This is a genomic window from Streptomyces sp. Z423-1, assembly GCF_013009255.1.
GTDB classification, from domain to species: Bacteria; Actinomycetota; Actinomycetes; order Streptomycetales; family Streptomycetaceae; genus Streptomyces; species Streptomyces gossypiisoli.
In genome coordinates this window covers 2,569,972-2,595,521 of record NZ_CP053109.1, presented here as the reverse complement: position 1 = coordinate 2,595,521, position 25,550 = coordinate 2,569,972, and the positions used below count along the sequence as shown (strand labels likewise).

The window sequence follows — 25,550 nt, the reverse complement described above, 5'->3', positions numbered from 1 at the left end:
TCACCATGGCATACCTCGACCACGCCGCGACCACCCCGATGCTCCCGGAGGCGGCGGAGGCACTCACCGCCCACCTGCGCAGCACGGGCAACGCCTCCTCCCTCCACGCATCCGGCCGCCAGGCCCGCCGCACCGTCGAGGAAGCCCGCGAGACCCTCGCGGAAGCCCTCGGCGCCCGCCCCAGCGAGGTCGTCTTCACCTCCGGCGGCACCGAGGCCGACAACCTCGCCGTCAAGGGCCTGTACTGGTCCCGTCGCGCCGCCGACCCGGCCCGCACCCGGGTCCTGGCCAGCCCCGTCGAGCACCACGCCGTCCTGGACGCCGTCCACTGGCTCGGCGAACACGAGGGCGCCACCGTCGAGTACCTCCCCGTCGACTCCTACGGCCGGGTCCATCCCGAGGCCCTGCGCGAGGCCATCGCCCGCAACCCCGACGATGTCGCCCTCGCCACCGTCATGTGGGCGAACAACGAGATCGGCACGGTCCTGCCGATCCGCGAACTCGCCGAGACGGCCGCCGAGTGCGGCGTACCGCTGCACTCCGACGCCGTCCAGGCCTTCGGTCAGCTCCCGGTCGACTTCGCCGCCTCCGGCCTGGCCGCGATGACCGTCTCCGGCCACAAGATCGGCGGCCCGTACGGCATCGGCGCGCTGATCCTGGGCCGTGAGTACAGCCCCGTACCCGTCCTGCACGGCGGCGGCCAGGAGCGGCACGTCCGCTCCGGCACCCTCGACGTCCCCGCCATCGCCTCCTTCGCCGTGGCCGGCCGGCACGCCGCCGAGCACCGCGAGCGGTTCGCCCGCGAGATCGGCGCCCTGCGCGACGACCTGGTCGACGTGGTCCGCACGGCGGTGCCGGACGCGATCCTCGGCGGTGACCCGGTGAACCGCCTCCCGGCCAACGCCCACTTCACGTTCCCCGGCTGCGAGGGCGACTCCCTGCTGCTGCTCCTGGACGCCCAGGGCATCGAGTGCTCCACCGGCTCCGCCTGCACCGCCGGAGTCGCCCAGCCCAGCCACGTCCTGCTCGCCACCGGCACCGACCCGGACCTGGCCCGCGGCACCCTCCGCTTCTCCCTCGGCCACACCTCCACGACGGCCGACGTCGAGGCGGTCGCCAAGGCCATCGGCCCGGCGGTGGAACGCGCCCGCGCGGCAGGACTCACCTAGGACCTAGGCCGGCGTCGCAGCCGAACTCGCCTGCCGTACGAGCTTCATGTACCGGTCCCAGTCCCAGTGCTCCCCGGGATCGGTGTGGTCGGTGCCCGGCACCTCCACGTGCCCGATGATGTGCTCGCGGTCGACGGGTATGCCGTACCGCGCGCATATCCGCGCCGTGAGGCGGGCGGACGCGGCGTACATGGCGTCCGTGAAGTCCTGCGGGCGGTCGACGAAGCCCGCGTGCTCGATGCCGACGCTGCGTTCGTTGTAGTCGCGGTTGCCCGCGTGGTACGCCACGTCCAGCTCGCGGATCATCTGCGCGATGTGGCCGTCCTCGCGGACGATGTAGTGCGAGGCCGCACCGTGCCCCGGGTCCTGGAAGACCTTCACCGCGCTGTCGAAGCTGCCCTGGGTGACATGGATGATCACCATGTCGATCGTGAAGTCGTCGGGGCGGTCCGCCCGCCGCCAGTTCGCCGACGAGGCCGCCACCCAGCGCGCGCCCGTGTAGTCGACGGCCCCCGCCACCCGCGGCTTCTCCACCCCGGGCACCTGCCACCACAGCCGCGACAGCTCGTCGCGCGCCAGCACGGCGCCCGTGCCCACCGCGGCCGCGGCCCCGCCGATGATCAGCGCGCGCCGCCCGATCCGCCGGTCCTGGCCGCCGCCCTTCGTCTGCTCCATGTGATCGAGAACGGATACTCGCGGGCTTCGGTTCCCGCGCCCCCGTACCCTGGAAGGGTTATGACTGACACCCCGCAGCGCTCCCGCCCCCTCCGCGTCCTCGCCGCCATGTCCGGCGGTGTGGACTCCGCCGTCGCCGCCGCCCGGGCGGCCGAGGCGGGTCATGACGTGACCGGAGTCCATCTCGCGCTCTCCGCGAACCCGCAGTCGTTCCGCACGGGCGCGCGGGGCTGCTGCACGATCGAGGACTCCCGCGACGCCCGCCGCGCCGCCGACGTCATCGGCATCCCGTTCTACGTCTGGGACCTCGCCGACCGCTTCCGCGAGGACGTCGTGGAGGATTTCGTCGCCGAGTACGAGGCGGGCCGTACGCCCAACCCGTGCCTGCGCTGCAACGAGAAGATCAAGTTCGCCGCGCTGCTGGACAAGGCGCTGGCGCTGGGCTTCGACGCGGTCTGCACCGGGCACTACGCGAAGATCGTGACGCTGCCCGACGGCAGCCGCGAGCTGCACCGCGCCTCCGACATGGCCAAGGACCAGTCGTACGTCCTCGGCGTGCTGGACGAGAAGCAGCTCGCGCACGCGATGTTCCCGCTCGGTGACACGGTCACCACCAAGGACGAGATCCGCGCGGAGGCCGAGCGCCGGGGCCTGGCGGTGGCCAAGAAGCCGGACTCGCACGACATCTGCTTCATCGCCGACGGTGACACGCAGGGCTTCCTGGCGAACCGGCTCGGCCGGGCGGAGGGCGACATCGTCGACGAGTCCGGCACCAGGCTGGGCACCCACGACGGGGCGTACGGCTTCACCATCGGACAGCGCAAGGGGCTCAGGATCGGCACTCCCGCGCCCGACGGCAAGCCGCGCTACGTCCTGGACATCTCGCCGGTGAACAACACGGTCACCGTGGGCCCCGCCGAGGCCCTCGACGTCTCGGCGCTCACCGCGATCAAGCCCCGCTGGTGCGGCGCCGCCCCGCTCGGCCCCGGCACCTACACCGCCCAGCTGCGCGCCCACGGCGGCGAGACCGAGGTGAGCGCGGAGCTCATCGACGGCGAACTCCAGGTGACCTTCACCGAGCCGGTTCGGGGCGTCGCCCCCGGCCAGGCGATCGTCCTCTACGACGGCACGCGCGTGGTCGGCTCGGCGACCATCGCGTCGACCACGCGCGCGACGGCGGGCGTGGCCTGAACCGACCGGCTCGGGCCAACCGCCACCTCGTAGAACGATTCAGGCCACTTCCACCTCGTAGAAGCAGAGGTGGTCCTTGATCGCGGCCACGTCCGGCTTCGGTTCCGGGTAGGACCAGACGAGGTCGGCCGCGTCCGGCAGCGACCAGTAGGACGCGGTGCCCTTGAACGGGCAGTACGTGTGTGTCTCCGACGGCGTCAGCAGGTCGAGCCGGACGTCCTGCGGCGGGATGTAGTAGCGCACGGGACAGCCCGTCTCCCGCAGGACGAGGGGCCGGTCGCTCTCCGCCAGCACCTGCCCGTCATGGACGACGCGCACGCGCTGTGTGCTCTGCTCGATGGTGATCGTGTGGCCTTGAGTCGTGTCCTGGGTCATGTCGGGAAAAGCACTCGCGGGCGCCCGGTTCTTCCCCCGTACGGTTGCCCCATGAATATCTGCGTCTTCCTCTCCGCCGCCGACCTCGACGACTGCTACACCCGCCCCGCGCGCGAGTTCGCGAAACTGCTGGGCAAGGGCGGGCACACGCTGGTGTGGGGTGGTTCGGACGTCGGCCTGATGAAGGTGGTGGCGGACGGCGTGCAGGAGGCGGGCGGGTGGCTGGTGGGCGTCTCCGTGGAGTTCCTGGCTGCCAAGGCACGCGAGGGCGTCGACGAGATGGTGATCGCCCGGGACCTCGCCGAGCGCAAGAAGCTGCTCCTGGAGAAGTCCGACGCCGTGGTGATCATGGTGGGCGGTACCGGTACGCTGGACGAGGCCACGGAGATCCTGGAGCTGAAGAAGCACGGCCACACCGACAAGCCCGTGGTGCTGCTGAACACCGCGGGTTTCTACGACGGCCTGAAGGAACAGTTCCGCCGCATGGAGGACGAGGGGTTCCTGCCCCGGCCGCTGACCGACCTGGTGTTCTTCGCGGAGGAGCCGGTGGGGGCGCTGGCGTACCTGGAGGAGAGCCGGGGCGTGGCGTGATGACACGCGGGTGATGCGAGCATGGCGGACATGGCTACACATGTGATCACCGGGGCGGGTTCCGGCATCGGCGCGGCCGTGGCCCGCCGTCTGCACGCGCGCAGGGACGACCTCGTGCTGCACGCGCGCGACGCGGGCCGCGCGAAGGAACTGGCGGCCGAGTTCCCCGGGGTGAGGACACTCGTCGGCGACCTCGCGGACCCCGACAGGCTGAGCTGGGCGCTGTCCCACCAGACGCTGCCGGACCGGGTGGACTCCCTGCTGCACATCGCCGGCGTGGTCGACCTGGGCCCGGTCGGCGACCTCACCCCCAAGGCCTGGCGTCACCAGCTCAACGTCAACCTCATCGCCCCCGCCGAGCTCACCCGTCTTTTCCTGCCCCAACTGCGCGCCGCCCGCGGCCACGTGGTGTTCGTGAACTCCGGCGCGGGGCTGAACGCCCACGCCGACTGGTCCGCGTACGCGGCCTCCAAGCACGGCCTGAAGGCCCTCGCCGACTCCCTGCGGCACGAGGAGCACGCGGGCGGCGTCCGCGTCACCTCCGTCTACCCCGGCCGCACGGCGAGCCCCATGCAGGCCAAGGTCCACCAGCAGGAGGGCAAGGAGTACGACCCGTCGAAGTGGATCGACCCGGAGTCCGTCGCCACGACGATCCTGATGGCCCTGGACCTGCCGAGGGACGCGGAGGTGAACGACCTGACGGTGCGGCCGGGGCGGTGAAACCGGCGGCGGGCGTTCCGTAGGCTGCCGGAGTGAGCGAAAACAGCCAGTTCCACTTCGGTGCCGCCACCGGCGTCGGTTCCCTGCCGGGCGGGGACGCCCGTGAGGCCGCCAAGACCGTCACCGGGTCCTTCGAGGACTTCCCGTTCCTGCCCGAGCTGCCCGCGCGGGGGCCCGGCGCCGACATGATCGGGCGGACCGCCGGGATGCTCGTCGAGCTGTACGCGCGCGTGGAGCCCAGTGGCTGGCGTTTCGGGGACCGGCCGGGGCGGGACACCAAGCGGGCGTGGGCGTGGCTCGGCGAGGACCTCGACGCCCTGGAGGAGTTCACGCAGGGGTACGAGGGCCCGCTGAAGGTGCAGGCCGTCGGGCCGTGGACGCTCGCCGCGGCCATCGAGCTGAGGAACGGCGAGGCGGTCCTGTCCGACCCCGGCGCCTGCCGCGACCTCGCCGCCTCCCTCACCGAGGGCCTGCGCCTGCACCTGGCCGAGGTGCGACGGCGTGTCCCCGGCGCCCGGCTCGTGCTCCAGCTCGACGAGCCCTCCCTCACCGCCGTACTGCGCGGCCGGGTGCGGACCGCCAGCGGCTACCGCACCCACCGTGCCGTCGACCGGCAGATCGTCGAGGCCACGCTCCGGGACGTCGTCGGCGTGCACGAGGGCGGCCCGGTCGTGGTCCACTCCTGCGCCCCCGACGTCCCGTTCGCGCTGCTGCGCCGGGCCGGTGCCGCCGCCGTCTCCTTCGACTTCTCGCTTCTCACCGAGCGTGACGACGACGCGATCGGCGAGGCCGTGGAGGGCGGCACCCGGCTGTTCGCCGGTGTCGTGCCGAGCACGGACGGCCCATTGTCAGACCCTGCCGGTAGCGTCATGGGTGTCAGGACGCTGTGGCGCAGGCTGGGGCTGTCACCGGGGCTTCTTCCGGAGGCGGTCACGGTCACGCCCACGTGCGGACTCGCGGGCGCCTCCCCCGAGTACGCGCGCAGGGCCCTCGCCCACTGCGTCCGGGCGGCGAGATCCCTCGCGGACAACCCTGAGTAACGGGAGGACGACACGGTGGCCGGCGACAAGCAAGCGGAGTCCACAGCGGTACCCGCCGAGGCACGGGAGCGGCATGCGCAGCTCGCCGAGCAGGTCGAGGAGCACCGCTTCCGGTACTACGTGAAGGACGCTCCCGTCGTCAGCGACGCGGAGTTCGACCAGCTCCTGCGCTCCCTGGAGGAGCTGGAGGAGGAGTACCCGGAGCTGCGCACCCCGGACTCGCCGACCCAGAAGGTCGCCGGGTCCTACGAGACGGATTTCACGGCGGTCGAGCACCGCCAGCGCATGCTCTCCCTCGACAACACCTTCAACGACGACGAGCTCGCCGCGTGGGCCGATCGCATCGCCCGTGAGCTGGGCGCGCAGGACTACCACTTCCTGTGCGAGCTCAAGGTCGACGGCCTCGCCGTCAACCTCACCTACGAACACGGCCGCCTCACGCGCGCGGCGACCCGCGGCGACGGCCGCACCGGCGAGGACATCACCCCCAACGTCCGGACCATCGCCGAGATCCCGGACCGGCTGAAGGGCGACCGCGTCCCGGACCTGGTGGAGATCCGCGGCGAGGTCTACTTCCCGATGGAGAAGTTCGAGGAGCTCAACCGCCGCCTGGTGGAGGCCGGCGACAAGCCCTTCGCCAACCCGCGCAACGCGGCGGCCGGTTCCCTGCGCCAGAAGGACCCGCGCGTCACGGCCACCCGCCCGCTGCACATGGTGGTGCACGGCATCGGCGCCCTGGAGGGCTTCTCAGGCCTCACCCGCCTCTCCCAGGCCTACGACCTGCTCAAGGAGTGGGGCCTGCCCACCTCGCTGCACAACAAGGTGGTCGACGACCTCGAAGGCGTACGGGAGTTCATCGCGTACTACGGCGAGAACCGCCACTCCGTGGAGCACGAGATCGACGGCGTGGTGGTCAAGCTCGACGAGATCCGCCTCCAGGGCCGCCTCGGGTCGACGGCCCGCGCCCCGCGCTGGGCGATCGCGTACAAGTATGCGCCGGAGGAGGTCAACACCAAGCTCGTCAACATCCGCGTGGGCGTGGGCCGTACCGGCCGGGTCACACCGTACGCGCAGGTCGAGCCGGTGACGGTGGCCGGCTCGGAGGTCGAGTTCGCCACCCTGCACAACCAGGACATCGTCAAGGCCAAGGGCGTCCTCATCGGCGACACCGTGGTGCTGCGCAAGGCCGGTGACGTCATCCCGGAGATCCTCGGCCCGGTCGTCGACCTGCGCGACGGCACCGAGCGCGAGTTCGTGATGCCGTCCGAGTGCCCCGAGTGCGGTACGGCGCTGAGGCCGATGAAGGAGGGCGACGTCGATCTGCGCTGCCCGAACTCCCGCGCCTGCCCCGCGCAGTTGCGCGAACGGTTGTTCTATCTGGCGGGTCGCAAGGCGCTGGACATCGAGCACTTCGGCTATGTCGCCGCGGCCGCGCTCACCGGTCCGCTGGAGCCCGAGGAGCCGCCGCTGAAGGACGAGAGCGACCTGTTCGACCTCACCGTCGAGCAGCTGCTGCCCATCAAGGCGTACGTCCTCGACCAGGACAGCGGCCTGCCCAAGCGGGACCCGAAGACCGGCGAGGAGAAGATCGCCACGGTCTTCGCCAACCAGCAGGGCGAGCCCAAGAAGAACGCCCTCGCGATGCTGGAGAACATCGCGGCCGCCAAGCAGCGCCCACTCGCTCGTATCCTGACCGGCCTGTCGATCCGTCATGTCGGCCCGGTCGCCGCCGAGGCGCTGGCCCGCGAGTTCCGCTCCATCGACCGCATCGAACAGGCGACCGAGGAGGAGCTGGCCACCACCGATGGGGTCGGCCCCATCATCGCCGCCTCGCTCAAGGAGTGGTTCGCGGAGGACTGGCACCGCGAGATCATCCGCAAGTGGAAGGCCGCCGGCGTCCGCCTGGAGGAGGAGAGCACCGGCGAGGACGAGGGCCCCCGCCCGCTCGAAGGCCTCACCGTCGTCGTCACCGGCACGCTCGAACACTTCACGCGGGACGGCGCGAAGGAGGCGCTGCAGACCCGGGGCGCCAAGGTGACGGGTTCTGTTTCGAAGAAGACGTCATTCGTCGTTGTGGGTGACAGCCCCGGATCGAAATACGACAAGGCTATGCAGCTCAAGGTGCCGGTCCTGAACGAGGAAGGGTTCAACGTCCTGCTCCAGCAAGGGCCTGAGGCCGCGTCGGAGGTCGCGCTTCCGACCGGTGAGTAGCGGTTGAGGAACACCCGATCGGCGCATATCAGATGCATACGGGCGGCCGGGGCGCATTCGGGCAACCGTCGACGACCGGTGCCCGTGGAAGCCTTCTGCGGCCTACTGTTGAGGTGTGCACCTGCCGTGCCCAGCTGCGGTTGGGGCATCCCCTTGCTCTTGGCGAGCACGGGGAACGGTTTTCCAACGCGGTGCCGTTGAGGGATGTCGGGCAACGGGCCGCGTGGCGTGGGCACCGCCGGCTGTGAGAGGGACGGGAATGGAACCGACCGAGAGCGCCGCCCCGTACTCACGGCTGCGCCGGATGGCCGGCGCCTGGCGAGGGGGACTCCGTTCGGCCTGGCGCGCGAGTGCCGCGGCGACGCGGGATCACGACGCCGGGCAGCGCATCGTGCCGGCCGGATGCGACGCCGCCGCCCTCACCGCCGGGCAGACCGCCGGACTGCCGGGAGTCGACGCCGAACGGCACCTGTCCTGGCCCGCGCTGCCCGCGGCGGTCGTCGCGGCCGCCGGGTTCGCCCTCGGCGCCGGATTCCTGCGGGCGTTCACCGGCCACCACCCCCTCTTCCCGTCCGGCACGGCCGGCTGGTCGCTGGCCGTGCTGACCGGCATCATCGTCGGCCACCTGGTCGCGCTCGGCCGCGCCCGCTGGTGGGGCGGCACCGGCTCCGGCGCCGCCCTCACCCTCGCCGTCCTGCTGCTGTACGGCTGGGTGTCCGCCGGGCTGGTCAGCCTCACCGTCGTCGTCCTGGTCGGCATAGCCCGGCGCCACCGCTGGCGGCAGGGCGTGCTGCACGGCGCGGTGGACATCCTCGGCATCGGCGCCGGCGCCCTCCTCCTGGCCGCCTTCGGCCGCGTACCGTCCGTCGAGAACCCCTGGCACCCCGCCACCTGGACCCTCTACACCGCCACCGAGGTCATCCTGGTCGCGACCGCCTACCTGGCGGTCTCCCGCACCCTGCTGTGGTACCTGCACGCGCCCCGCCCCGGCGGACTGCCCACCATCGCCCGCACCGCCCTGGTCCGGCACGGCCTGGTCGCGGTCGCACTGTTCGGCATCGCACCCCTGATCTGCGTGGTCGCCGTCGCCAAGCCGATCCTGCTGCCGCTGTTCGCCATCCCCCTCATCGCCCTCGACTCCACCCTGTGGATAGCCCGCGCCCGCGCGGAGGAGCAACTGCGCGATCCGCTCACCGGGCTGCCCAACCGCCAGTGGCTGCTGGAGCGCATCTGGACCGCTCTCGACGACGCCGAGCGCATCGACGCCCGTGCCGCCCTGATGCTGATCGACCTGGACCGGTTCCGATCGGTCAACGACACCCTCGGTCATCTCGCCGGTGACCGGCTGCTGCTGCAGACCGCCGACCGGCTGCGGCTGGCGCTGCCGCGCGGGGCGGAGGCCGCCCGGCTCGGCGGCGACGAGTTCGCCGTCTTACTCCCGGTCGCCGACTCCACGACGTCCGCGACCCGGATCGCCCGCGGCCTGGTCACCGCGCTCAGCTCCCCGCTCGACCTCGACGGCCTCACCCTCGTGCTGGAGGCCAGCGCCGGCGTCGCCGTCTTCCCCGACCACGCCCTCGACGCCGAGGGCCTGCTGCGCCGCGCGGACGTGGCGATGTACCAGGCGAAACGCGACCGTACGGGGGTGGAGGTGTACGAGTCCAAGCGGGACTCCAACACCCCGGACCGCCTCGGCCTCCTCGCCGACCTGCGCCGCGCGCTGGACGCGCACGAGGTCGAGCTGCACTACCAGCCCAAGGTGCGCTTCGACGGGCAGGTGGCCGGTCTGGAGGCGCTGGTGCGGTGGGTGCACCCGGAGCGCGGGAAGGTGCCGCCGGACGAGTTCATCGCGATCGCCGAGTCGTCCGGGCTGATGCCGCAGCTGACGGAGTACGTGCTGGAGACGGCGCTCGGGCAGGTGGCGCAGTGGCGGTCGCAGGGGCTGTTCGTGCCGGTCGCGGTGAACGTGTCCCCGCGTGACGTGCACACTCCCGGCTTCGCGGGCTCCGTCGCCGCGCGCCTGGCCCGGCACGGAGTGCCCGCGGGAGCGCTCCAACTGGAGATAACGGAACATGTGCTCCTGGAGGACCCGCAGCGGGCTGCCGACACCCTCGCCGGGCTGACCGGGCACGGCGTGAAGATGTCGCTGGACGACTTCGGCACGGGGTACTCCTCGCTGGTCCACCTCAAGCGGCTGCCGGTGAGTGAGCTGAAGATCGACCGTTCGTTCGTGGCACGGCTGGCGGTCGACGCGGAGGACGCGGAGATCGTGCGGTGCACCGTCGACCTCGCGCATTCGCTGGGGCTGCTCGTGGTCGCCGAGGGGGTCGAGGACGACGAGACGTGGGAGCGGCTGCGGGATCTGCGGTGCGATGCCGTGCAGGGGTGGCTGGTCGCCGCGGCGATGCCTCCGGAGGAGACGACGGCTTGGTTGCGGGCGCGGGGGGCCAGGGGGTGGCAGCGGCCGAAGGCCGCACTGCCTGCGGCCGACTGAACTTCCATGGGTAGTGCCGGGTACTGAGGTCGTTCGGCTGCGGCGCCGTCGTGGTTGATCGCGCCCACGCGGCGGAGCCGCATATTGAATACAGCCCGCGCCCCTATGCGGCACTGCTGCACCGTTCCTTAGAAGGCTCCCGGTAACCGTTTCACTGTCACCCCTCCCCGCCCCATAGGATTGAGCCCAAACCACACACACTCACCCCAGAGGATCGCTGCATGCCTGGCATCACGCGCGAGGAGGTCGCCCACCTCGCCCGGCTGGCGCGTCTGGAGCTGAAGCCCGAAGAGCTTGACCACTTCGCCGGCCAGCTGGACGACATCATCGGCGCGGTCGCCCGCGTCAGCGAGGTCGCCGACCAAGACGTACCGCCGACCTCGCACCCGCTCCCGCTGACGAACGTCATGCGCCCGGACGAGGTCCGCCCGTCGCTCACCCCCGAGCAGGCGCTCTCCGGCGCCCCGGCCCAGGAGCAGCAGCGTTTCAAGGTGCCGCAGATCCTGGGGGAGGAGTAATCCGCATGACGGACGCAATCATCAAGCTCACCGCCGCCGAGATCGCCGCGAGGATCGCCTCCGGCGAGCTCACGGCCGTCGAGGTCACCGAGGCCCACCTGGCCCGCATCGAGGCCGTCGACGAGAAGGTGCACGCCTTCCTGCACATCGACCGCGAGGGCGCCCTCGCGGCGGCCCGTGCCGTCGACGAGAAGCGGGCCAAGGGGGAGAAGCTCGGGCCACTGGCCGGCGTTCCCCTCGCGCTCAAGGACATCTTCACCACCGAGGGCATCCCCACCACCGTCGGGTCCAAGATCCTGGAAGGGTGGATCCCGCCGTACGACGCCACCCTCACCAAGAAGCTGAAGGACGCCGACGTCGTCATCCTCGGCAAGACCAACATGGACGAGTTCGCCATGGGGTCCTCCACCGAGAACAGCGCGTACGGTCCCACCGGCAACCCCTGGGACCTCACCCGCATCCCCGGCGGCTCCGGCGGCGGCTCCTCCGCCGCGCTCGCCTCGTACCAGGCCCCGCTCGCCATCGGCACCGACACCGGCGGCTCCATCCGCCAGCCGGCCGCCGTCACCGGCACGGTCGGCGTGAAGCCGACGTACGGGGCCGTCTCCCGCTACGGCATGGTGGCGTTCTCGTCCTCCCTCGACCAGGGCGGGCCCTGCGCCCGTACGGTCCTGGACGCGGCCCTCCTGCACGAGGTGATCGCCGGGCACGACCCGCTCGACTCCACCTCCATCGACGCCCCGGTCCCGCCGGTCGTCGAGGCCGCCCGCAACGGCAGCGTCGAGGGCATGCGCGTCGGCGTCGTCAAGCAGTTCCGCGGCGAGGGCTACCAGGCCGGTGTCATCCAGCGCTTCGACGAGTCCGTGACCCTCCTCAAGGAGCTGGGCGCGGAGATCGTCGAGCTGGACTGCCCGTCCTTCGACCTCGCGCTGTCGGCGTACTACCTGATCGCCCCGAGTGAGTGCTCCAGCAACCTCGCCCGCTTCGACGGCCTGCGCTACGGCCTGCGTACCGGCGACGACGGTTCGCGCTCCGCCGAGGAGGTCACCTCGCTGACCCGCGAGGCCGGCTTCGGCGCCGAGGTCAAGCGGCGCATCATGCTCGGCACGTACGCCCTGTCGAGCGGCTACTACGACGCGTACTACGGCAGCGCCCAGAAGGTCCGTACGCTCATCAAGCAGGACTTCGACAAGGCGTTCGAGCAGGTCGATGTGATCGTCTCGCCGACCACGCCCACCACCGCCTTCCCGATCGGTGAGCGTGCCGACGACCCGATGGCGATGTACCTCGCGGACCTGTGCACCATCCCGACCAACCTGGCGGGCAACGCGGCCATGTCCCTGCCCTGCGGCCTCGCCCCGGAGGACAACCTGCCGGTCGGGCTGCAGATCATCGCCCCGGCGATGCAGGACGACCGCCTGTACAAGGTGGGCGCCGCCGTCGAGGCCGCCTTCGTGGAAAAGTGGGGGCACCCGCTCCTGGAGGAGGCTCCGTCGCTGTGAGTGCACTGTCCAAGGCCAAGGGCTTCAAGAAGTCGAAGTCCGGTACGTACCTGTCCATGGCCGCCACCGCGTTCGGCGCGATCGGCGTCGCCAAGCAGATCAAGAAGGCCCGTGCCGAGAACGACACGCTGCGGCTCGTCGACGCCGTCGTCACCGCCGCCGGTGTCGTCACCGGCCTCGCCATGCTCTACCGCGAGCTGAAGCGGCTGGGCGACGACGACGTCCTGCTGGGCTGAGAGGGAAGTTTCACCGTGACCACCACGACCGACCTGGTGTCGTACGAGGACGCGCTGGCGTCGTACGACCCCGTCATGGGCCTTGAAGTCCATGTCGAACTCGGCACCAAGACCAAGATGTTCTGCGGTTGTTCGACCGCGCTCGGTCAGGACGCCAACACCCAGACCTGCCCGGTCTGCCTCGGCCTGCCCGGCGCGCTCCCGGTCGTCAACGCGACCGGCGTCGAGTCCGCGATCAAGATCGGCCTCGCGCTGAACTGCGAGATCGCCGAGTGGTGCCGCTTCGCCCGGAAGAACTACTTCTATCCGGACATGCCGAAGAACTTCCAGACCTCCCAGTACGACGAGCCGATCGCCTTCAACGGCTACCTCGACGTACAGCTGGAGGACGGCGAGACCTTCCGCGTGGAGATCGAGCGCGCCCACATGGAGGAGGACACCGGCAAGTCCACCCACGTGGGCGGCGCGACGGGCCGTATCCACGGCGCGTTGCACTCCCTGCTCGACTACAACCGCGCCGGCATCCCGCTCATCGAGATCGTCACCAAGCCGATCGTCGGCGCGGGCGAGCGTGCGCCGGAGGTCGCCAAGGCGTACGTCCGTGAGCTGCGCGAGCTGATCCGCGCGCTCGGCGTGTCCGAGGCTCGCATGGAGATGGGCCAGATGCGCTGCGACGTGAACCTGTCGCTGATGCCCAAGGGCGCCGACAAGTTCGGCACCCGCTCCGAGACCAAGAACGTCAACTCGCTGCGCTCCGTGGAGCGTGCGGTGCGCTTCGAGATCCAGCGGCACGCGGCCGTGCTCGGCGACGGCGGCACGGTGATCCAGGAGACCCGGCACTTCCACGAGGACACGGGGACGACGACCTCGGGCCGTACGAAGGAAGAGGCCGAGGACTACCGGTATTTCCCCGAGCCGGACCTGGTGCCCGTGGCCCCGTCCCGGGAGTGGGTCGAGGAGATCCGCGCCTCGCTGCCGGAGCTGCCGCTGGTGCGCCGCAACCGGCTGCGCGAGGAGTGGGGCATCTCCGCGACGGACATGCAGGCGATTCTCAACGCCGGTGCGCTGGACCCGATCGTCGCCACGATCGACGCCGGTGCCGACGCGGCCGCCGCCCGCAAGTGGTGGATGGGTGAACTGGCCCGCAGCGCCAACGAGTCGGGCAAGGCGCTCGACGAGCTGGCCATCACTCCGGCCCAGGTCGCCCGGGTCGCCGAGCTGGTCTCGAAGGGCGACCTGAACGACAAGCTGGCCCGCCAGGTCATCGAGGGCGTCCTCGCGGGCGAGGGCATCCCGGACGAGGTCGTCGACAAGCGCGGCCTGAAGGTCGTCTCCGACGAGGGCGCGCTCACCACCGCCGTCGAGGAGGCCATCGCGGGCAACCCGGGCATCGCGGACAAGATCCGCGGCGGCAAGGTGGCCGCGGCCGGCGCCCTGGTCGGCGCGGTCATGAAGGCGACCCGGGGCCAGGCCGACGCGGCCCGCGTCAAGGAGCTGATCCTGCAGAAGCTGGGCGTCAGCGAGGGCTGAGCAACACACGAATGGGGGGTGCATCGGTCTCGGTGCACCCCCTTTGGCCTATCACCCCCTTGGCCTGTTACCCCCTTGGTGTGGCCCCCCTTGGTGTCACACCGGCCGCTGCCCCACCAGTCGTACGAAGCCCAGCGCGCGGCCCTCGTCCACCCGCAGCATCTCGCCGACCCGGCGGGACATCGTGCGATGGAACTCCTCCGGGCTCTCCTCGGCGACCACGTCGCACCACAGCAGCCAGTCCCGCCAGCCGTCGTTCAGCCAGTCGGCGGACTCCACCTCGACGGCGCCGCCGCGGGTCCAGTGGCGTCGCCACCAGTCGGCGGAGTGGAAGCACCAGAAGTCGGGCTCCCACCACGGTTTGAGATGCTCGGGCGGCTCGGTGCCGTCCGGTTCGTCCCGCAGCGCGGGCACGACGACACCGATCCGCCCGCCGGGCTTCACCAGCCGCATCAAGGTGGGCAGGTAGAGGTCGTCGGTGCCGAAGTACTGATACGCGTCGATGCTCACGATCGCGTCGAACGTGCCCTCGCCGAACGGCAGGTCGTGCGCCTCGGCGTGCACCGGCAGCACCCGGTCGGCGACGCCCGCCGCGGCGAGCCGCTCGGCGTTCTCGTCGGGCTTGATCCACAGGTCGGCGGCGGTGACCTGGACGTCGTACTCACGGGCGAGGAAGACCGAAGTGAGCGCGCGGCCGCAGCCCAGGTCGAGCACGCGCGCGTGTGGGGGCAGGGAATCGAGGCGGAGTGCGGGGGCCAGCCACTCCAGCAGCCACAGTGGGTTCGGGCCCATCTGGTGGTCGACGACCCAGCGCGCGTCGTACTGATTGCTGCGCGGGTAGCGGTCGTTGGTGAGTCGCTCGGTGAGATCAGGCATAGGTTTCTTCTTACGCTCGACAGAGTTCACCCGATTGTCCTGTGAGCTGTCTCCCACTCTTGTGAATAGACATACGAAACGACCAAACGATCATTTCTCCCTGTAAGAGTGGCTGCATTGCTCATGAGTTCTTTGCGGGCCGTTCAGAATACGGACGACTGTTCCCGGTCAAAGATCCACAAGTCATACCTGGGAGCACGTTCGTGGCAGCCCTCGCCCGCTGGTGTGTTCGGAACCGCTTGGTCGTCGTACTCCTGTGGCTCCTCGCCTGCGGCGGCGTGACCGCTGCCGCCACCGCGACCGGCACGGCGTACTCGAACGACTACCAGGTCCCCGGCACCGAGTCGGAGAGGGCCGGGCAGCTGCTGAAAGAGGGCTTCCCCGAGCTGGGCGGCGCCGCCGGCACGGTCGTCTGGCACACCGAGAACGGCTCTGTCCGCGCGGCCGACGTCGAACAGACGATGACCCGCACCCTGCACGCCATCGCGCAACTGCCCGGCGTGGCCACCGTGGTGAGCCCGTACGACGGTCAGGGCGCGGGCCGGATCAGCGAGGACGGCCGTACCGCGTACGCCACCGTCGCCTTCCGAGACCCGTCCCAGGACATCGACGAGTCCGAGGCACAGGCCGTCGTGGACACCGCCAAGGGCGCCGAGGCCGACGGGCTCCAGGTGGAGCTGGGCGGCACCGCCATCGGCCTCACCGACCCGTCCGGCGGCCATCTCGCCGAGGTCGTCGGCGTGGGGGTCGCCGCGGTCGTGCTGTTCCTCGCCTTCGGCTCGCTCGCCGCGTCCCTGCTGCCCATCGCCACCGCCCTGGTCGGCGTCGGCACCGCCTACGCCGGGATCGTGCTGCTCGGGCACGCCATGACCGTCGCCGACTTCGCGCCCATGCTGGGCATGCTGATCGGGCTCGGCGTCGGCATCGACTACGCGCTGTTCATCGTCACCCGCCACCGGCGGGGCCTGAAACGCGGCCTGGACGTCACCGAGGCGGCCACAACGGCCGTCGCCACCACGGGACGTGCGGTGGTGTTTGCGGGTGCGACCGTGTGCATCGCGCTGCTGGGGATGCTGATACTCCGGCTCGGCTTCCTCAACGGCGTGGCCATCGCCGCCTCGTTGACCGTCGTGCTCACCGTCGCGGCCTCCGTGACCCTGCTGCCCGCCCTGCTGTCCTTCATCGGCATGCGCGCGCTCAGCCGCCGTGAACGCCGCCGCCTGGAGGAGCACGGTCCCGAGCCGGAGCTGCCCACCGGGTTCGCCGCCCGCTGGTCCGCGTTCGTCGAACGGCACCCCAAGAAGCTCGGCGCCGTCGCGCTCGCCGTCATCACGCTGCTCGCCCTGCCCACCCTCTCGCTCCGCCTCGGCACCTCCGACCAGGGCAACAACCCCGCGTCGACGACCACCAGGCAGGCCTACGACCTCCTCGCCGACGGCTTCGGACCCGGCGTCAACGGCCCCCTCACCCTCGTCACCGAGATCCAAGGCGCCGAGGACCGGCTCGCCGTCGACAGCCTCGGCAGCAGCCTGCGCGCCACCGAGGGCGTCGCCGCCGTGACACCGGTGACGTTCGACTCCGGCGGCCACACCGCGTACCTCACCGTCGTACCCGAGTCGTCCCCGCAGTCGGCGAGCACCAGTGACCTCGTCGACCGGCTGCGCACCGAGGTGCTGCCGCGCGCCGAGGCCGGCACCTCGCTCGACGTGCACGTCGGCGGGGTCACCGCGGCCTATGACGACTTCGCGGAGGTGATCGTCGACAAGCTGCCGCTGTTCGTCGGCGTGGTCATCGGGCTCGGCTGTGTGCTGCTGCTGCTCGCCTTCCGGTCCGTCGGCATCCCGCTGAAGGCCGCCGCGATGAACGTCGCCGCCGTCGCCGCCTCCTTCGGGGTGGTCGTCGCGATCTTCCAGTGGGGCTGGGGCAGCGAACTGCTCGGCCTCGGCCGCGCGGGCCCGATCGAGCCCTTCCTCCCCGTGATCATGGTGTCGGTGCTCTTCGGGCTCTCCATGGACTACCAGGTCTTCCTGGTCAGCCGGATGTACGAGGAGTGGCTGGAGACCGGCGACAACCGGCGGTCCGTCCGGGTCGGCCTCGCCGAGACCAGCCGGGTGATCAACTCCGCCGCCGTCATCATGATCTCGGTCTTCCTGGCCTTCGTGCTCAGCGGCGACCGTGTGATAGCCATGTTCGGCATCGCGCTCGCCGCCGCCGTCGCCCTCGACGCGTTCGTGCTCCGTACGCTGCTGGTGCCCGCCCTGATGCACCTGCTCGGCGGCGCCAACTGGTGGCTGCCCCGCTGGCTCGACCGGCACCTGCCCCGGATCAGCATCGAGCCGCCCGAGTCCCGTGCCGAGCAGGAAAACCTCACGGACGTCGACGCCGAACGTGAGAAGCTCACGGACGTCGTGGACGTACTGGAGAAGGAGCGGCGTTCGGATGTACGCGATATCCCTGGGTGACGACGACGGAGCCCGGCTGCGACCCCTGGAGCCCTGGCACGCCGAGGAGTTCCTCGCCCACCTCGACCGCGGGCGGGACTTCATCACCCGGCACATCCCGTTCGGCTCGAAGGCCACCGACCTCGACTCCGCCCGGGCCCTGCTCCAGGCGTACGCCGACAAGCGCGCCGCCGACAGCGGCTCCCTGCACGGCATCTGGCTGGACGGCAAGCTCGTCGGCGGCGTCCTCTTCCGCGTCTTCGACGCCGCCACCGGGGTCTGCGAGATCGGCGTCTGGCTGGAACCGGCGGCCACCGGACGAGGCCTCGTCACGCGCGCGTCCCGCGTCCTGATCGACTGGGCGTTCGACGAACGCGGTATGCACCGGGTGGAGTGGCACGCGGCGTCCGACAACACGGCCAGCATCAACGTGGCACGCCGGCTCGGCATGACCCGGGAGGGCGTGCTGCGCGAGAGCTATCCCTGGCGGGGCGTGCGGCAGGACTACGAGATCTGGGCGGTGCTGGCGCCGGAGTGGGCGAAGGCACGCGCGCGTGGTGATGCCGACGCGGGCACGCGCGTGGAGCGCTCACAACGATCATTCGCTCACAACGATCATTAAGGAACCTCTCAGACTCCGTCCGTACGGTGCGGGGCATGGGAACCAAGACTGTGGACGAGACCCCCGCCGAGACCGGCGCCGAGGCCGGGGCGAAGACCGACGAGGAGCGGGTCGAGGAGGCGGCGGACGCCACCACCACGGAAGCCGACACCGACCCCGGCACCGAGGACGGTGACGCGCAGCCCGAAGCGTCGCACGACGCAGGCCCCTCCGGTGTCGGCCAGGGCGCCGGCGCCGTCGTCGCCGTCGCGCTCGGCATCGTCTCGCTCACCGGCAGCTGGGTCGGCACCGTGGCCTCCGCGCGCGAGTCGCTGATCGGCCAGCTGCAGACCTCGCAGTCCTCCAGCGTCGCCACCATGGTCAAGGAGGGCTACGGCGACGCCTGGGCCGCCAACGCCCTGTGGGCCGGCGTGTTCGCGCTGGCCGCGCTGATCGTCGGCGTCGTGGTCCTGGCCCGCCCCGCGTTCGGCGCCCCCGGAAGGCCGCAGGCGCCGTGGATCAAGTCGGTCGCCTGGGCCGGTGTCTCCCTCGGTGTGATCGGCCTGTTCCTGGCCGTCCTGAAGTACACCGGCGTACTCCTGGGCCTGCCCGCCACCGGCTGAGCCGACGCGGACCCACGAGGGGTCCCTGGACGTCCTGCGGTACCGACGGACGTGCGGGGACCCCTCGTGCGCGTCGGCGTGCGGCTCAGGACGCGAGCACGGCGCGGCCCTCGGCGATGACGGCCGCCAGTTCCGTACACCGGGACGCGTCCCCCCACCGCGTCGACGGCGGTCCGCACGACCGCGGTGAACTCGTCCAGGTCCAGGGCATGGAACTCGCCGGTGCCGCAGACGACGAACACTCCGCCCGGGCCCGCGTCGACCCCGGCCGCGATATGCCGGCGCAGCGCGTCGAGGTCGACCTCGCCGGTCGCGGTGAACGGGGTGACGGGGAAGAAGAGAACGCCTTCGAGCATGGGTGTTTTCCTACTCATCGTGAGGGAGAGCGCGGGCGGGGGACGGGGGTGCTGCGGCGACGCTTCCGGCGGCCGCCGGGGCGCGGACCACGTTGCTGAGCGCGTCGCCTCGCTCCAGCCGGTCGATGTTGTCGGCGATCTCTGTCGCGCGGGCGGCGAAGGTGTCGGCCGTGTGGCCCGAATGGTGCGGGGTCATCAGCACGTTCGGCAGATCGTGGAAGGGCAGTCGGCTGAGCGCCTCGGGAGGGCCCGACCACCACACGTCCAGCGCGGCGCCCGCGATGGTGCCCGAGCTCAGCGCTTCGTAGAGCGCATCTTCCTGCGCCACCGGACCTCGGGCCACGTTGACCAGTAGGGCCTCGGGGCCCATGGCCGCCAGTTCGGCCGGGCCGATCAGCCCCCTGGTGGCGCCGTTCAGGGGGACGGTGACCACCACGATGTCGGAACCCGCGAGGAGTTCGGGCAGCCGGTCGTTGCCGCCCACCCAGTCGGGCCGCAGATCCGCCGGGAACGGAGTCGACGGGTCGCGCCGTACGGCGCGGGTCCGCAGGCCGACCGCCTGGCAGAGCCGGGCGACCTCGGTGCCGGTCTCGCCGAAACCGATGATGTCCACCCGGCGGCCCGGCAGCCTGGTCCCGAAGGGAAGCGCGGGATCGACCGCCACATTGCGCCAGTGCCCGGCACGCAGCGCGCGGTCGGCTCCCAGGACGTCCCGGGAGAGCATCAGGATCGACATGAGCACGTGCTCGGCGATGGAACGGCCGCCACGGCGTCGGTTTAGCTTCGGCGTTCACATATGCGGACTGCGTTCGCAATTGTGGGCACCGCCTCGCGGCCGCCGTACATGGAACGCGACACATCAGCACTCACCGGAGACGAGCCGACGATGAAGTTCTCCGTTTCCCCCATCCCGCCCGCCGGACGAAGGCGGTCCTGCGCGACGACTGCGATGCTCCTGGCGGGCACGGTGCTGTTGTCCAGCGGCTGCGCTGTCGCGGGCGGCGCCGCCGGTGACGCCGGCCGCGCCGACGGCCGCACGCTGCGGGTGGTGCTCACTCAGGAACCACCGACCCTGGAACCCTGCGAGGTTGACCGGCACCGGCGTCGTCGTCCGGTCCAACATCACCGAGCCGCTCGTCGAACGCGACCCGGACTCCGGCGAACTGCACCCCCTGCTCGCCACGGGCTGGCAGCAGACGGACGAGCGCACCTGGACCTTCGACACGCGCACCGGGGTGACCTTCCAGAACGGCGAGCCGTTCACCGCCGAGGACGCCTTCTCCATCGATCGGGCGGTCAACTCCGACCTCGCCTGCAACGTCGAGGGCTATGTCTTCGGCGACGCCGACCTCGAGGTGAAGGCGGTGAGCGACACCCGGCTGACCGTCACCACCGAGCAACTCGACCCGATCCTGCCGCTGCGCCTGAGCTTCGTGGAGATCGTGCCGCGCACGACCGACGCCGAGGCCAAGGTCCGTATCCCCATAGGCACCGGCCCCTACGCCGTCAGCTCCTGGCAGTTCGGAGCGGCGATCTCCCTGAACCGCTACGACGGCTACTGGGGCGAGGTCCCGGCCTTCCCCCGGGCCCGCTACGTCTGGCGCAGCGACGCGAGCGTCCGGGCCGCCATGATCGACAAGTGCGAGGCGGAGATCGCGGTGGCCCGCGACCCCATCGAGGCGGACAAGGACACGACGGTCTCCTACCCGAACAACGAGACGACCGCGCTGCGGCTGGACGGCTGCGAGCCGCCGCTCGACGACCTCCGGGTACGCCGGGCCGTCGACCTGGCCGTGGACCGCGAGGGCATCATCGACGCCCTGCTCGGCGGACTCGCCGAACCGGCCGGGCAGCTGGTCCCGCCCGGAGTGGTCGGACACAACGACGAGATCCGGCCGACCCGGCAGAACGTGGCCCGGGCCAAGGCCCTGGTCGAGAAGGCCAAGGCCGACGGCGTGCCCGTCGACCGGCAGATCACCCTGGTCGCCCGCAACGGCATGTTCGCCGGGGTGTCGGAGACCGCTGAGGCCGTCCAGTACCAGATGCAGCAGATCGGGCTGAACGTACGAGTCCGTATGGCCGACACCGCACCCAGCTCCAGTACCAGCTCCGGCCGCTGCCCGAGGGCGTCGGCCCCATCGCCCTGCTGATCATGCACGGCAACCAGGCCGGGGACGCGGCCTTCACCACGAGCCAGTACCTGCTGAGCGACGGCCCGCAGTCCACCTTTGGCACCGAGGAACTCGACCGGCGCATCGCCGAGGCGGACGCCCTCTCCGGCGAGGAGCGCCGGCAGGCCTTCGCCGAGCTGCTCGCCGACCAGAACAAGACGGTCGTTCAGTACACCCATCTGGCCCACATGAGCGGACTGCTCGGCCTGTCACCGTCCATCCGGTACGAGCCGAACTCCGCCACCGGCGACGAGATGCGGCTGGCAGAGGTCAGCCCGGCGAAGGCGGCACAGCACTGACATGGTTACCTTTCTGCGCAAACGCATACTCTCCAGCGCCATCCCCCTGGTGTGCGTGGTGCTGGGCGTGTTCTTCCTGGCCCGGATGACCGGCAACCCGGTCGACCTCTATCTCCCGCTGAGCGCCACCGCCGAGCAGCGCGCGGAGTTCGCCGCGGCGCAGGGCTTCGACCTCTCCATCCCGGCACAGCTGTGGAACTACCTCGTCGACGCCGCGCGCCTGGACTTCGGCACCTCGCTGCGGACGGGTCGTCCGCGACCGAGATGGTGCTGGACGCCTTCCCCGTCACCCTGCAGCTCGCCGGCGTGACCATGCTGCTGGCGATCACCGGAGCCGTACTGATCGGAAGCCTGGCCGCCTACCGGCCCAACTCCCCGGTCGACCGGATCGCCGGCCTGCTGTCGATGACGGCCGCCAGCATCCCCTACTTCTGGTTCGCCGTCATGGGCGTCCTGGTCTTCGGCGTGAGCCTCGCCTGGTTGCCCACCTCGGGCACCCTGGGCGGACCCGAGGTCTGGGTCCTGCCCATCGCGACCCTGCTGATCCGCCCGTTCGGTGTGCTGGTCCAGGTGGTGCGCGGCAGCATGGTCTCCGCGCTCTCCGCGCCCTACGTCAAGATCGCCCGGAGCAAGGGCGCCACGCCCCGCCGGGTGATCTTCGGTCACGCCCTGCGCAACACGGTGACGCCCGTGCTGACCGTGGCCGGTGACCTGACGGTGGACCTGGTCAACGGTGCCGTGATCGTGGAGACGATCTTCGGCTGGCCCGGCATCGGCAAACTCATGATCGACTCCATCCTGCAGCGCGACTTCGCGGTCCTCCAGGCGGCCGTTCTGCTCACCGCGGTGACCATCTTCGCGCTGCACATCCTGGTCGACGTCTGCCACGCGCTGACCGACCCCCGAGTGCGTCAGGCGGTGCCCGCGTGAGCGAAGGAAGCAGCATGACCACAGCAGAGACCTCCGCCACCCCGGTGAACGACACCGCTCCGGCCGGAAACCGTCCGCCGCGCTGGTGGCGGCTGCTCGGCCGGGACCGCGCCGCGGCCGCCGGAGCCGTCGTCCTCACCCTGCTCGCCCTCGTCGCCCTCTTCGGCCGGCTGTTCATCGGCGACCGCGCACAGCGCCAGGACCTGGACGCCTCCCTGCGGCCGCCGTCCCTGAGCGACGGGGTGTACGGGCTGCTCGGCACCGACGTCCTCGGGCGCAGCGTGCTCGCACGCCTGATCGACGCGGTGGCGACGACCCTGTCCGTGGCCGTCCCCGCGGTGCTGTGCTCACTGGTGATCGGATCGGCCCTCGGCCTGTGGGCCGGCTACCACGGGGGACGCAGGGAGAGCCTGGCGATGCGCGTCGCCGACGTCATCCTCAGCTTCCCCTCCCTGCTCATCGCTGTGGTCGTGCTCTACGTCTTCTCGCCCTCCGCGCTGAACATCGTGCTGATCCTCGCCGTGGCCCGCATCCCGGTGTATCTGCGCACCTCCCGGGCGGAGGCGGCCGAGCTCAGGAGCCGGCTGTTCGTCGACGCGGCCCGCACCTTCGGCACCCCCAGGGCACATCATCCACAGGCACATCCTGCCGATCGCCCTGCCCACGCTGCTGACCGTCGCCGCCCTCGACTTCTGCTTCGTGATGCTCACCGAGTCCTCGCTGAGTTTCCTCGGCATCGGAATCCAGCCCCCGGACGTCAGCTGGGGCCTGATGGTGGCCCAGGGCCGGCAGTACCTCCAGACCGCCTGGTGGATCACGGTGCTGCCCGGTCTCGCCATCGTGCTCACCACGGTGTCCGCCACGCTGCTCGCCGCGTGGGCCCGGATCGCCACCGATCCCGCTCAGCGCTGGCGTCTGCCCCCAACCCAAACCCGAGAACAACGACCCACAGCCCAAGCCCGAAGACGACAAGCCCGCCCCAAAGCCTGAAGAGGACGACCCCGAGCTCAAGCCCGAAAACGACGACCTCCAACCCAAACCCGAAAACGACAACTTCCCAACCCAAGCCTGAGAACAACGACCCCGAATCCAAGCCCAACAAAGACGACGACCCCAAGCCCAAGCCCCAAGACAACAACCCCGCACCAAACCCCGAAGAAGACGACCCGAAGCCCAAGCCCGAGGACGACAACCCCGCACCGAAGCCTGAGGGGGACGACCCCGAGCTCAAGCCCGAAAACGACGACCTCCAACCCAAACCCGAAAACAACGACCCAGAGTCCAAGCCCGACAAAGACGACTCGAAGCCCAAGCCCGAGAACAACGCCCCCGCACCAAACCCCGAAGGAGACGACACCAAGCCCAAGCCCCAGAACAACGACCCCGCCCCGAAGCCCGAAGGGAACGACCCCCAACCCAAGCCCAACAGCAACGGCCCTGAATCGAACAACGACGGTCCGGAGCCCAAGCCCAACGACGATTTCCCGGAGTCCAACCCCAATAACGACAACGACAACGACTCACACCAATGACAGTGCGGGCCACGTGATGCGGCCCGCACATGCTCTATTCCTCTGACAGCCGCGGACCGGCTGGACGGCATTACCGCCCAGCCGGACCGTGACTCAGTTGTTGTTATTATTGTTGTTGTTCGCACCCCCACCGCCGCCATTGTTGTTGTTATTGTTGTTGTTCGCGCCGCCACCCCCGTTGTTGTTATTGTTGTTGTTGTTCGCGCCGCCACCCCCGTTGTTATTGTTGTTGTTATTGTTCGCGCCACCGCCCCCATTATTATTGTTGTTGTTATTGTTGTTGGCGCCCCCACCACCGCCGTTATTGTTGTTATTGTTGTTGTTATTGATGATGACGATGACCTTGCCCTTCTTACCCTTTCCGCTCTTGTGGCCGTGCTTCTTGCCGTGCTTGTCCCACTTGTGGGGCTTGTGGTGATTGTCGAAGCCCTGAGCGGTGACGCCGGCGGTCTGCGCGCCCGCGGGGGCGGCGGATGCGCTGGCAGCGGGGATCAGGGCGCCTCCTGCGGCCAGAGCCGTCGAGGCGGTGATAATCGCGAAACGCTGGGTGCGGGAAATGCGAGCCATGAGAGTTCTCCCCTTGTGAGTCAGGTGACTGGGTTTCGGTGTTCTCCGTGAACCCATGACTCAATTAAGCCCGGCCCGCCGACCCGGGTCATGCCGCGACAAGTCGGGGCTTGACGCGGCGCGTGCCGGTGGGTAAAAGCGGCGTCCGCCGCGGTCGTGGTGCGCTACGACGCCGGCCACCTAAAGCCGCCAACGGCCCCTGTCAAGTAACGAATAGCCGGGACTACGGCCCCACCCGTCCCCCGTCCACGGTGGCAAACAACCGCCCTGCGCAAGAGCAGGCACGAAACGCCATCCGGATCGGAGGCCTGGATGTCCCGTCGTACGGGGGCTTCGTGACCCGTCGTCCCCGAATCGTCCTCCTCGCAGCGCTCGCGTTCCTGGTGCTGTCCGTCGTTCTCGGTGCGGAAGCGACCGGTCGGCTGAAGACTCAGGGCTACGACGATCCGCGCTCCGAGTCCAGCCGTGCCGCCGCTGTGGCGGCCGAGCGCTTGGGGGCGCGCGTCCCCCAACCTGGTCGTCGTCGCGGAGTCCCGCACCGGTTCCGTCGACGGTCCGGCTGCCCGGACCGCGGGCGGTCAGCTGACCAGACGCCTCGCCGCCCAACCACACGTGAGCGCGGTGACCTCGTACTGGACCGGCGGCGCGGCGGAGCTGCGCAGCCGCGACGGCCACGCCGCGGAGTCGGACCTGAAGCGGGCCGAGGCCGTGGTCCTGCCCGGCACTCTGTCCAGCGGACTGTCGCCGTCACCGTAGTACGCCTGCGATGCCTCACTCAGGGTCTGGAGCGCGGCCTCGTATTCGGTGCGGCTGGACAGCTGCGGATCGGCGGGAAGAGTCGTCATACAGGTGATCCTTACGTAGGGGACTGACAATGCCTGGCCGCAGGCGCGGCCGAGCGG

25 protein-coding genes and 2 pseudogenes are annotated in these 25,550 nt (G+C 70.5%); 20 read left to right on the top strand and 7 right to left on the bottom strand.

Annotation, left to right across the window (positions count from 1 at the left end; genetic code table 11):
- Nucleotides 1-5: 5 nt before the first annotated feature.
- Nucleotides 6-1,169 carry a cysteine desulfurase family protein gene (locus tag HJD23_RS11605; protein ID WP_171112756.1) on the top strand — a complete coding sequence of 388 codons (1,164 nt, stop codon included), beginning with the start codon at nucleotides 6-8 and terminating at the stop codon, nucleotides 1,167-1,169.
- Nucleotides 1,170-1,172: 3 nt separating this feature from the next.
- On the opposite strand, the gene HJD23_RS11600 is transcribed toward HJD23_RS11605, so the two are convergent.
- A complete protein-coding gene (locus HJD23_RS11600; RefSeq protein ID WP_171112758.1) occupies nucleotides 1,173-1,844 on the bottom strand; it encodes an N-acetylmuramoyl-L-alanine amidase in 672 nt (223 codons plus the stop codon).
- 60 nt (nucleotides 1,845-1,904) lie between these two features.
- On the opposite strand from HJD23_RS11600, the gene mnmA reads away from it, so the two are divergent.
- Nucleotides 1,905-3,035, top strand: a complete 1,131-nt coding sequence (gene mnmA, locus HJD23_RS11595; protein ID WP_171112760.1) for a tRNA 2-thiouridine(34) synthase MnmA — start codon at nucleotides 1,905-1,907, stop codon at nucleotides 3,033-3,035.
- Between the two features lie 39 nt (nucleotides 3,036-3,074).
- On the opposite strand, the gene HJD23_RS11590 is transcribed toward mnmA, so the two are convergent.
- A complete protein-coding gene (locus tag HJD23_RS11590) occupies nucleotides 3,075-3,410 on the bottom strand; it encodes a DUF427 domain-containing protein (protein WP_171112762.1) in 336 nt (111 codons plus the stop codon).
- A 51-nt stretch (nucleotides 3,411-3,461) separates the two neighbouring features.
- On the opposite strand from HJD23_RS11590, the gene HJD23_RS11585 reads away from it, so the two are divergent.
- The 9 genes from HJD23_RS11585 (at nucleotide 3,462) to gatB (ending at nucleotide 14,252) form a co-directional block, all read left to right on the top strand.
- Nucleotides 3,462-4,001, top strand: coding sequence for a TIGR00730 family Rossman fold protein (locus HJD23_RS11585; protein ID WP_171112763.1), 540 nt, complete (start codon nucleotides 3,462-3,464; stop codon nucleotides 3,999-4,001).
- Nucleotides 4,002-4,031: 30 nt separating this feature from the next.
- Nucleotides 4,032-4,721 carry an SDR family oxidoreductase gene (locus tag HJD23_RS11580; RefSeq protein WP_171112765.1) on the top strand — a complete coding sequence of 230 codons (690 nt, stop codon included), beginning with the start codon at nucleotides 4,032-4,034 and terminating at the stop codon, nucleotides 4,719-4,721.
- A 32-nt stretch (nucleotides 4,722-4,753) separates the two neighbouring features.
- A complete protein-coding gene (locus tag HJD23_RS11575; protein ID WP_171112767.1) occupies nucleotides 4,754-5,761 on the top strand; it encodes a methionine synthase in 1,008 nt (335 codons plus the stop codon).
- A 15-nt stretch (nucleotides 5,762-5,776) separates the two neighbouring features.
- Nucleotides 5,777-7,972, top strand: coding sequence for an NAD-dependent DNA ligase LigA (gene ligA, locus HJD23_RS11570; protein WP_171112769.1), 2,196 nt, complete (start codon nucleotides 5,777-5,779; stop codon nucleotides 7,970-7,972).
- A 259-nt stretch (nucleotides 7,973-8,231) separates the two neighbouring features.
- The gene (locus tag HJD23_RS11565) at nucleotides 8,232-10,466 is read left to right on the top strand and encodes a bifunctional diguanylate cyclase/phosphodiesterase (RefSeq protein WP_171112771.1); all 2,235 of its coding nucleotides are present in this window, start codon (nucleotides 8,232-8,234) and stop codon (nucleotides 10,464-10,466) included.
- Between the two features lie 221 nt (nucleotides 10,467-10,687).
- Nucleotides 10,688-10,984, top strand: coding sequence for an Asp-tRNA(Asn)/Glu-tRNA(Gln) amidotransferase subunit GatC (gatC, locus tag HJD23_RS11560; RefSeq protein ID WP_004925108.1), 297 nt, complete (start codon nucleotides 10,688-10,690; stop codon nucleotides 10,982-10,984).
- Nucleotides 10,985-10,989: 5 nt separating this feature from the next.
- Nucleotides 10,990-12,486 (top strand): Asp-tRNA(Asn)/Glu-tRNA(Gln) amidotransferase subunit GatA, encoded by a 1,497-nt coding sequence (gatA, locus tag HJD23_RS11555; protein WP_171112772.1) that lies wholly within the window; start codon nucleotides 10,990-10,992, stop codon nucleotides 12,484-12,486.
- Nucleotides 12,483-12,722 (top strand): hypothetical protein, encoded by a 240-nt coding sequence (locus tag HJD23_RS11550; protein ID WP_141311504.1) that lies wholly within the window; start codon nucleotides 12,483-12,485, stop codon nucleotides 12,720-12,722. Before gatA ends, HJD23_RS11550 begins: the two co-directional genes overlap by 4 nt.
- Nucleotides 12,723-12,737: 15 nt before the next feature.
- The gene (gene gatB / locus HJD23_RS11545) at nucleotides 12,738-14,252 is read left to right on the top strand and encodes an Asp-tRNA(Asn)/Glu-tRNA(Gln) amidotransferase subunit GatB (RefSeq protein ID WP_171112775.1); all 1,515 of its coding nucleotides are present in this window, start codon (nucleotides 12,738-12,740) and stop codon (nucleotides 14,250-14,252) included.
- Between the two features lie 96 nt (nucleotides 14,253-14,348).
- Here gatB and HJD23_RS11540 read toward each other — a convergent pair whose 3' ends face one another.
- The gene (locus HJD23_RS11540; protein ID WP_171112777.1) at nucleotides 14,349-15,128 is read right to left on the bottom strand and encodes a methyltransferase domain-containing protein; all 780 of its coding nucleotides are present in this window, start codon (nucleotides 15,126-15,128) and stop codon (nucleotides 14,349-14,351) included.
- Nucleotides 15,129-15,331: 203 nt separating this feature from the next.
- Here HJD23_RS11540 and HJD23_RS11535 point away from each other — a divergent pair, with 203 nt between their 5' ends.
- From HJD23_RS11535 to HJD23_RS11525, 3 genes are read left to right on the top strand one after another with little or no spacing between them, the layout of a single operon-like run.
- Entirely contained in the window at nucleotides 15,332-17,590 is a 2,259-nt protein-coding gene (locus tag HJD23_RS11535; protein ID WP_171112779.1) for an MMPL family transporter, read from the top strand.
- Nucleotides 17,568-18,191 carry a GNAT family protein gene (locus tag HJD23_RS11530; RefSeq protein ID WP_171112781.1) on the top strand — a complete coding sequence of 208 codons (624 nt, stop codon included), beginning with the start codon at nucleotides 17,568-17,570 and terminating at the stop codon, nucleotides 18,189-18,191. The genes HJD23_RS11535 and HJD23_RS11530 overlap by 23 nt, the downstream gene beginning before the upstream one ends.
- 35 nt (nucleotides 18,192-18,226) lie before the next feature.
- The gene (locus HJD23_RS11525; RefSeq protein WP_171112783.1) at nucleotides 18,227-18,793 is read left to right on the top strand and encodes a hypothetical protein; all 567 of its coding nucleotides are present in this window, start codon (nucleotides 18,227-18,229) and stop codon (nucleotides 18,791-18,793) included.
- Nucleotides 18,794-18,927: 134 nt separating this feature from the next.
- Here HJD23_RS11525 and HJD23_RS11520 read toward each other — a convergent pair.
- Both HJD23_RS11520 and HJD23_RS11515 read right to left on the bottom strand, forming a co-directional pair.
- Nucleotides 18,928-19,149: pseudogene (locus HJD23_RS11520) on the bottom strand (dihydrodipicolinate synthase family protein); the annotation flags it as partial.
- Nucleotides 19,150-19,159: 10 nt separating this feature from the next.
- Nucleotides 19,160-19,885: an NAD(P)-dependent oxidoreductase gene (locus HJD23_RS11515; RefSeq protein ID WP_232107780.1), complete on the bottom strand. Its 726-nt coding sequence runs from the start codon at nucleotides 19,883-19,885 to the stop codon at nucleotides 19,160-19,162.
- A gap of 352 nt (nucleotides 19,886-20,237) precedes the next feature.
- Here HJD23_RS11515 and HJD23_RS11510 point away from each other — a divergent pair, with 352 nt between their 5' ends.
- The 6 genes and pseudogenes from HJD23_RS11510 (at nucleotide 20,238) to HJD23_RS43705 (ending at nucleotide 23,539) form a co-directional block, all read left to right on the top strand.
- Nucleotides 20,238-21,299 (top strand): ABC transporter substrate-binding protein, encoded by a 1,062-nt coding sequence (locus HJD23_RS11510; protein WP_232107779.1) that lies wholly within the window; start codon nucleotides 20,238-20,240, stop codon nucleotides 21,297-21,299.
- A gap of 2 nt (nucleotides 21,300-21,301) precedes the next feature.
- Nucleotides 21,302-21,619 carry a hypothetical protein gene (locus tag HJD23_RS43720; protein ID WP_232107778.1) on the top strand — a complete coding sequence of 106 codons (318 nt, stop codon included), beginning with the start codon at nucleotides 21,302-21,304 and terminating at the stop codon, nucleotides 21,617-21,619.
- A gap of 1 nt (nucleotide 21,620) precedes the next feature.
- The gene (locus HJD23_RS43715; protein WP_240980688.1) at nucleotides 21,621-21,929 is read left to right on the top strand and encodes a hypothetical protein; all 309 of its coding nucleotides are present in this window, start codon (nucleotides 21,621-21,623) and stop codon (nucleotides 21,927-21,929) included.
- Nucleotides 21,884-22,549 (top strand): ABC transporter permease, encoded by a 666-nt coding sequence (locus HJD23_RS11505; protein WP_240980687.1) that lies wholly within the window; start codon nucleotides 21,884-21,886, stop codon nucleotides 22,547-22,549. The genes HJD23_RS43715 and HJD23_RS11505 overlap by 46 nt, the downstream gene beginning before the upstream one ends.
- Before the next feature lie 14 nt (nucleotides 22,550-22,563).
- Nucleotides 22,564-23,115 (top strand): annotated as a pseudogene (locus tag HJD23_RS44980) (ABC transporter permease subunit); the annotation flags it as partial.
- A complete protein-coding gene (locus HJD23_RS43705) occupies nucleotides 23,090-23,539 on the top strand; it encodes an ABC transporter permease subunit (protein ID WP_332109100.1) in 450 nt (149 codons plus the stop codon). The pseudogene HJD23_RS44980 and the gene HJD23_RS43705, both read left to right, overlap by 26 nt.
- 635 nt (nucleotides 23,540-24,174) lie before the next feature.
- Here the strand turns inward: HJD23_RS43705 and HJD23_RS11495 are convergent.
- Nucleotides 24,175-24,648: a hypothetical protein gene (locus tag HJD23_RS11495; RefSeq protein WP_171112784.1), complete on the bottom strand. Its 474-nt coding sequence runs from the start codon at nucleotides 24,646-24,648 to the stop codon at nucleotides 24,175-24,177.
- A 578-nt stretch (nucleotides 24,649-25,226) separates the two neighbouring features.
- The gene (locus HJD23_RS11490; RefSeq protein WP_171111891.1) at nucleotides 25,227-25,493 is read right to left on the bottom strand and encodes a hypothetical protein; all 267 of its coding nucleotides are present in this window, start codon (nucleotides 25,491-25,493) and stop codon (nucleotides 25,227-25,229) included.
- Between the last annotated feature and the right edge of the window lie 57 nt (nucleotides 25,494-25,550).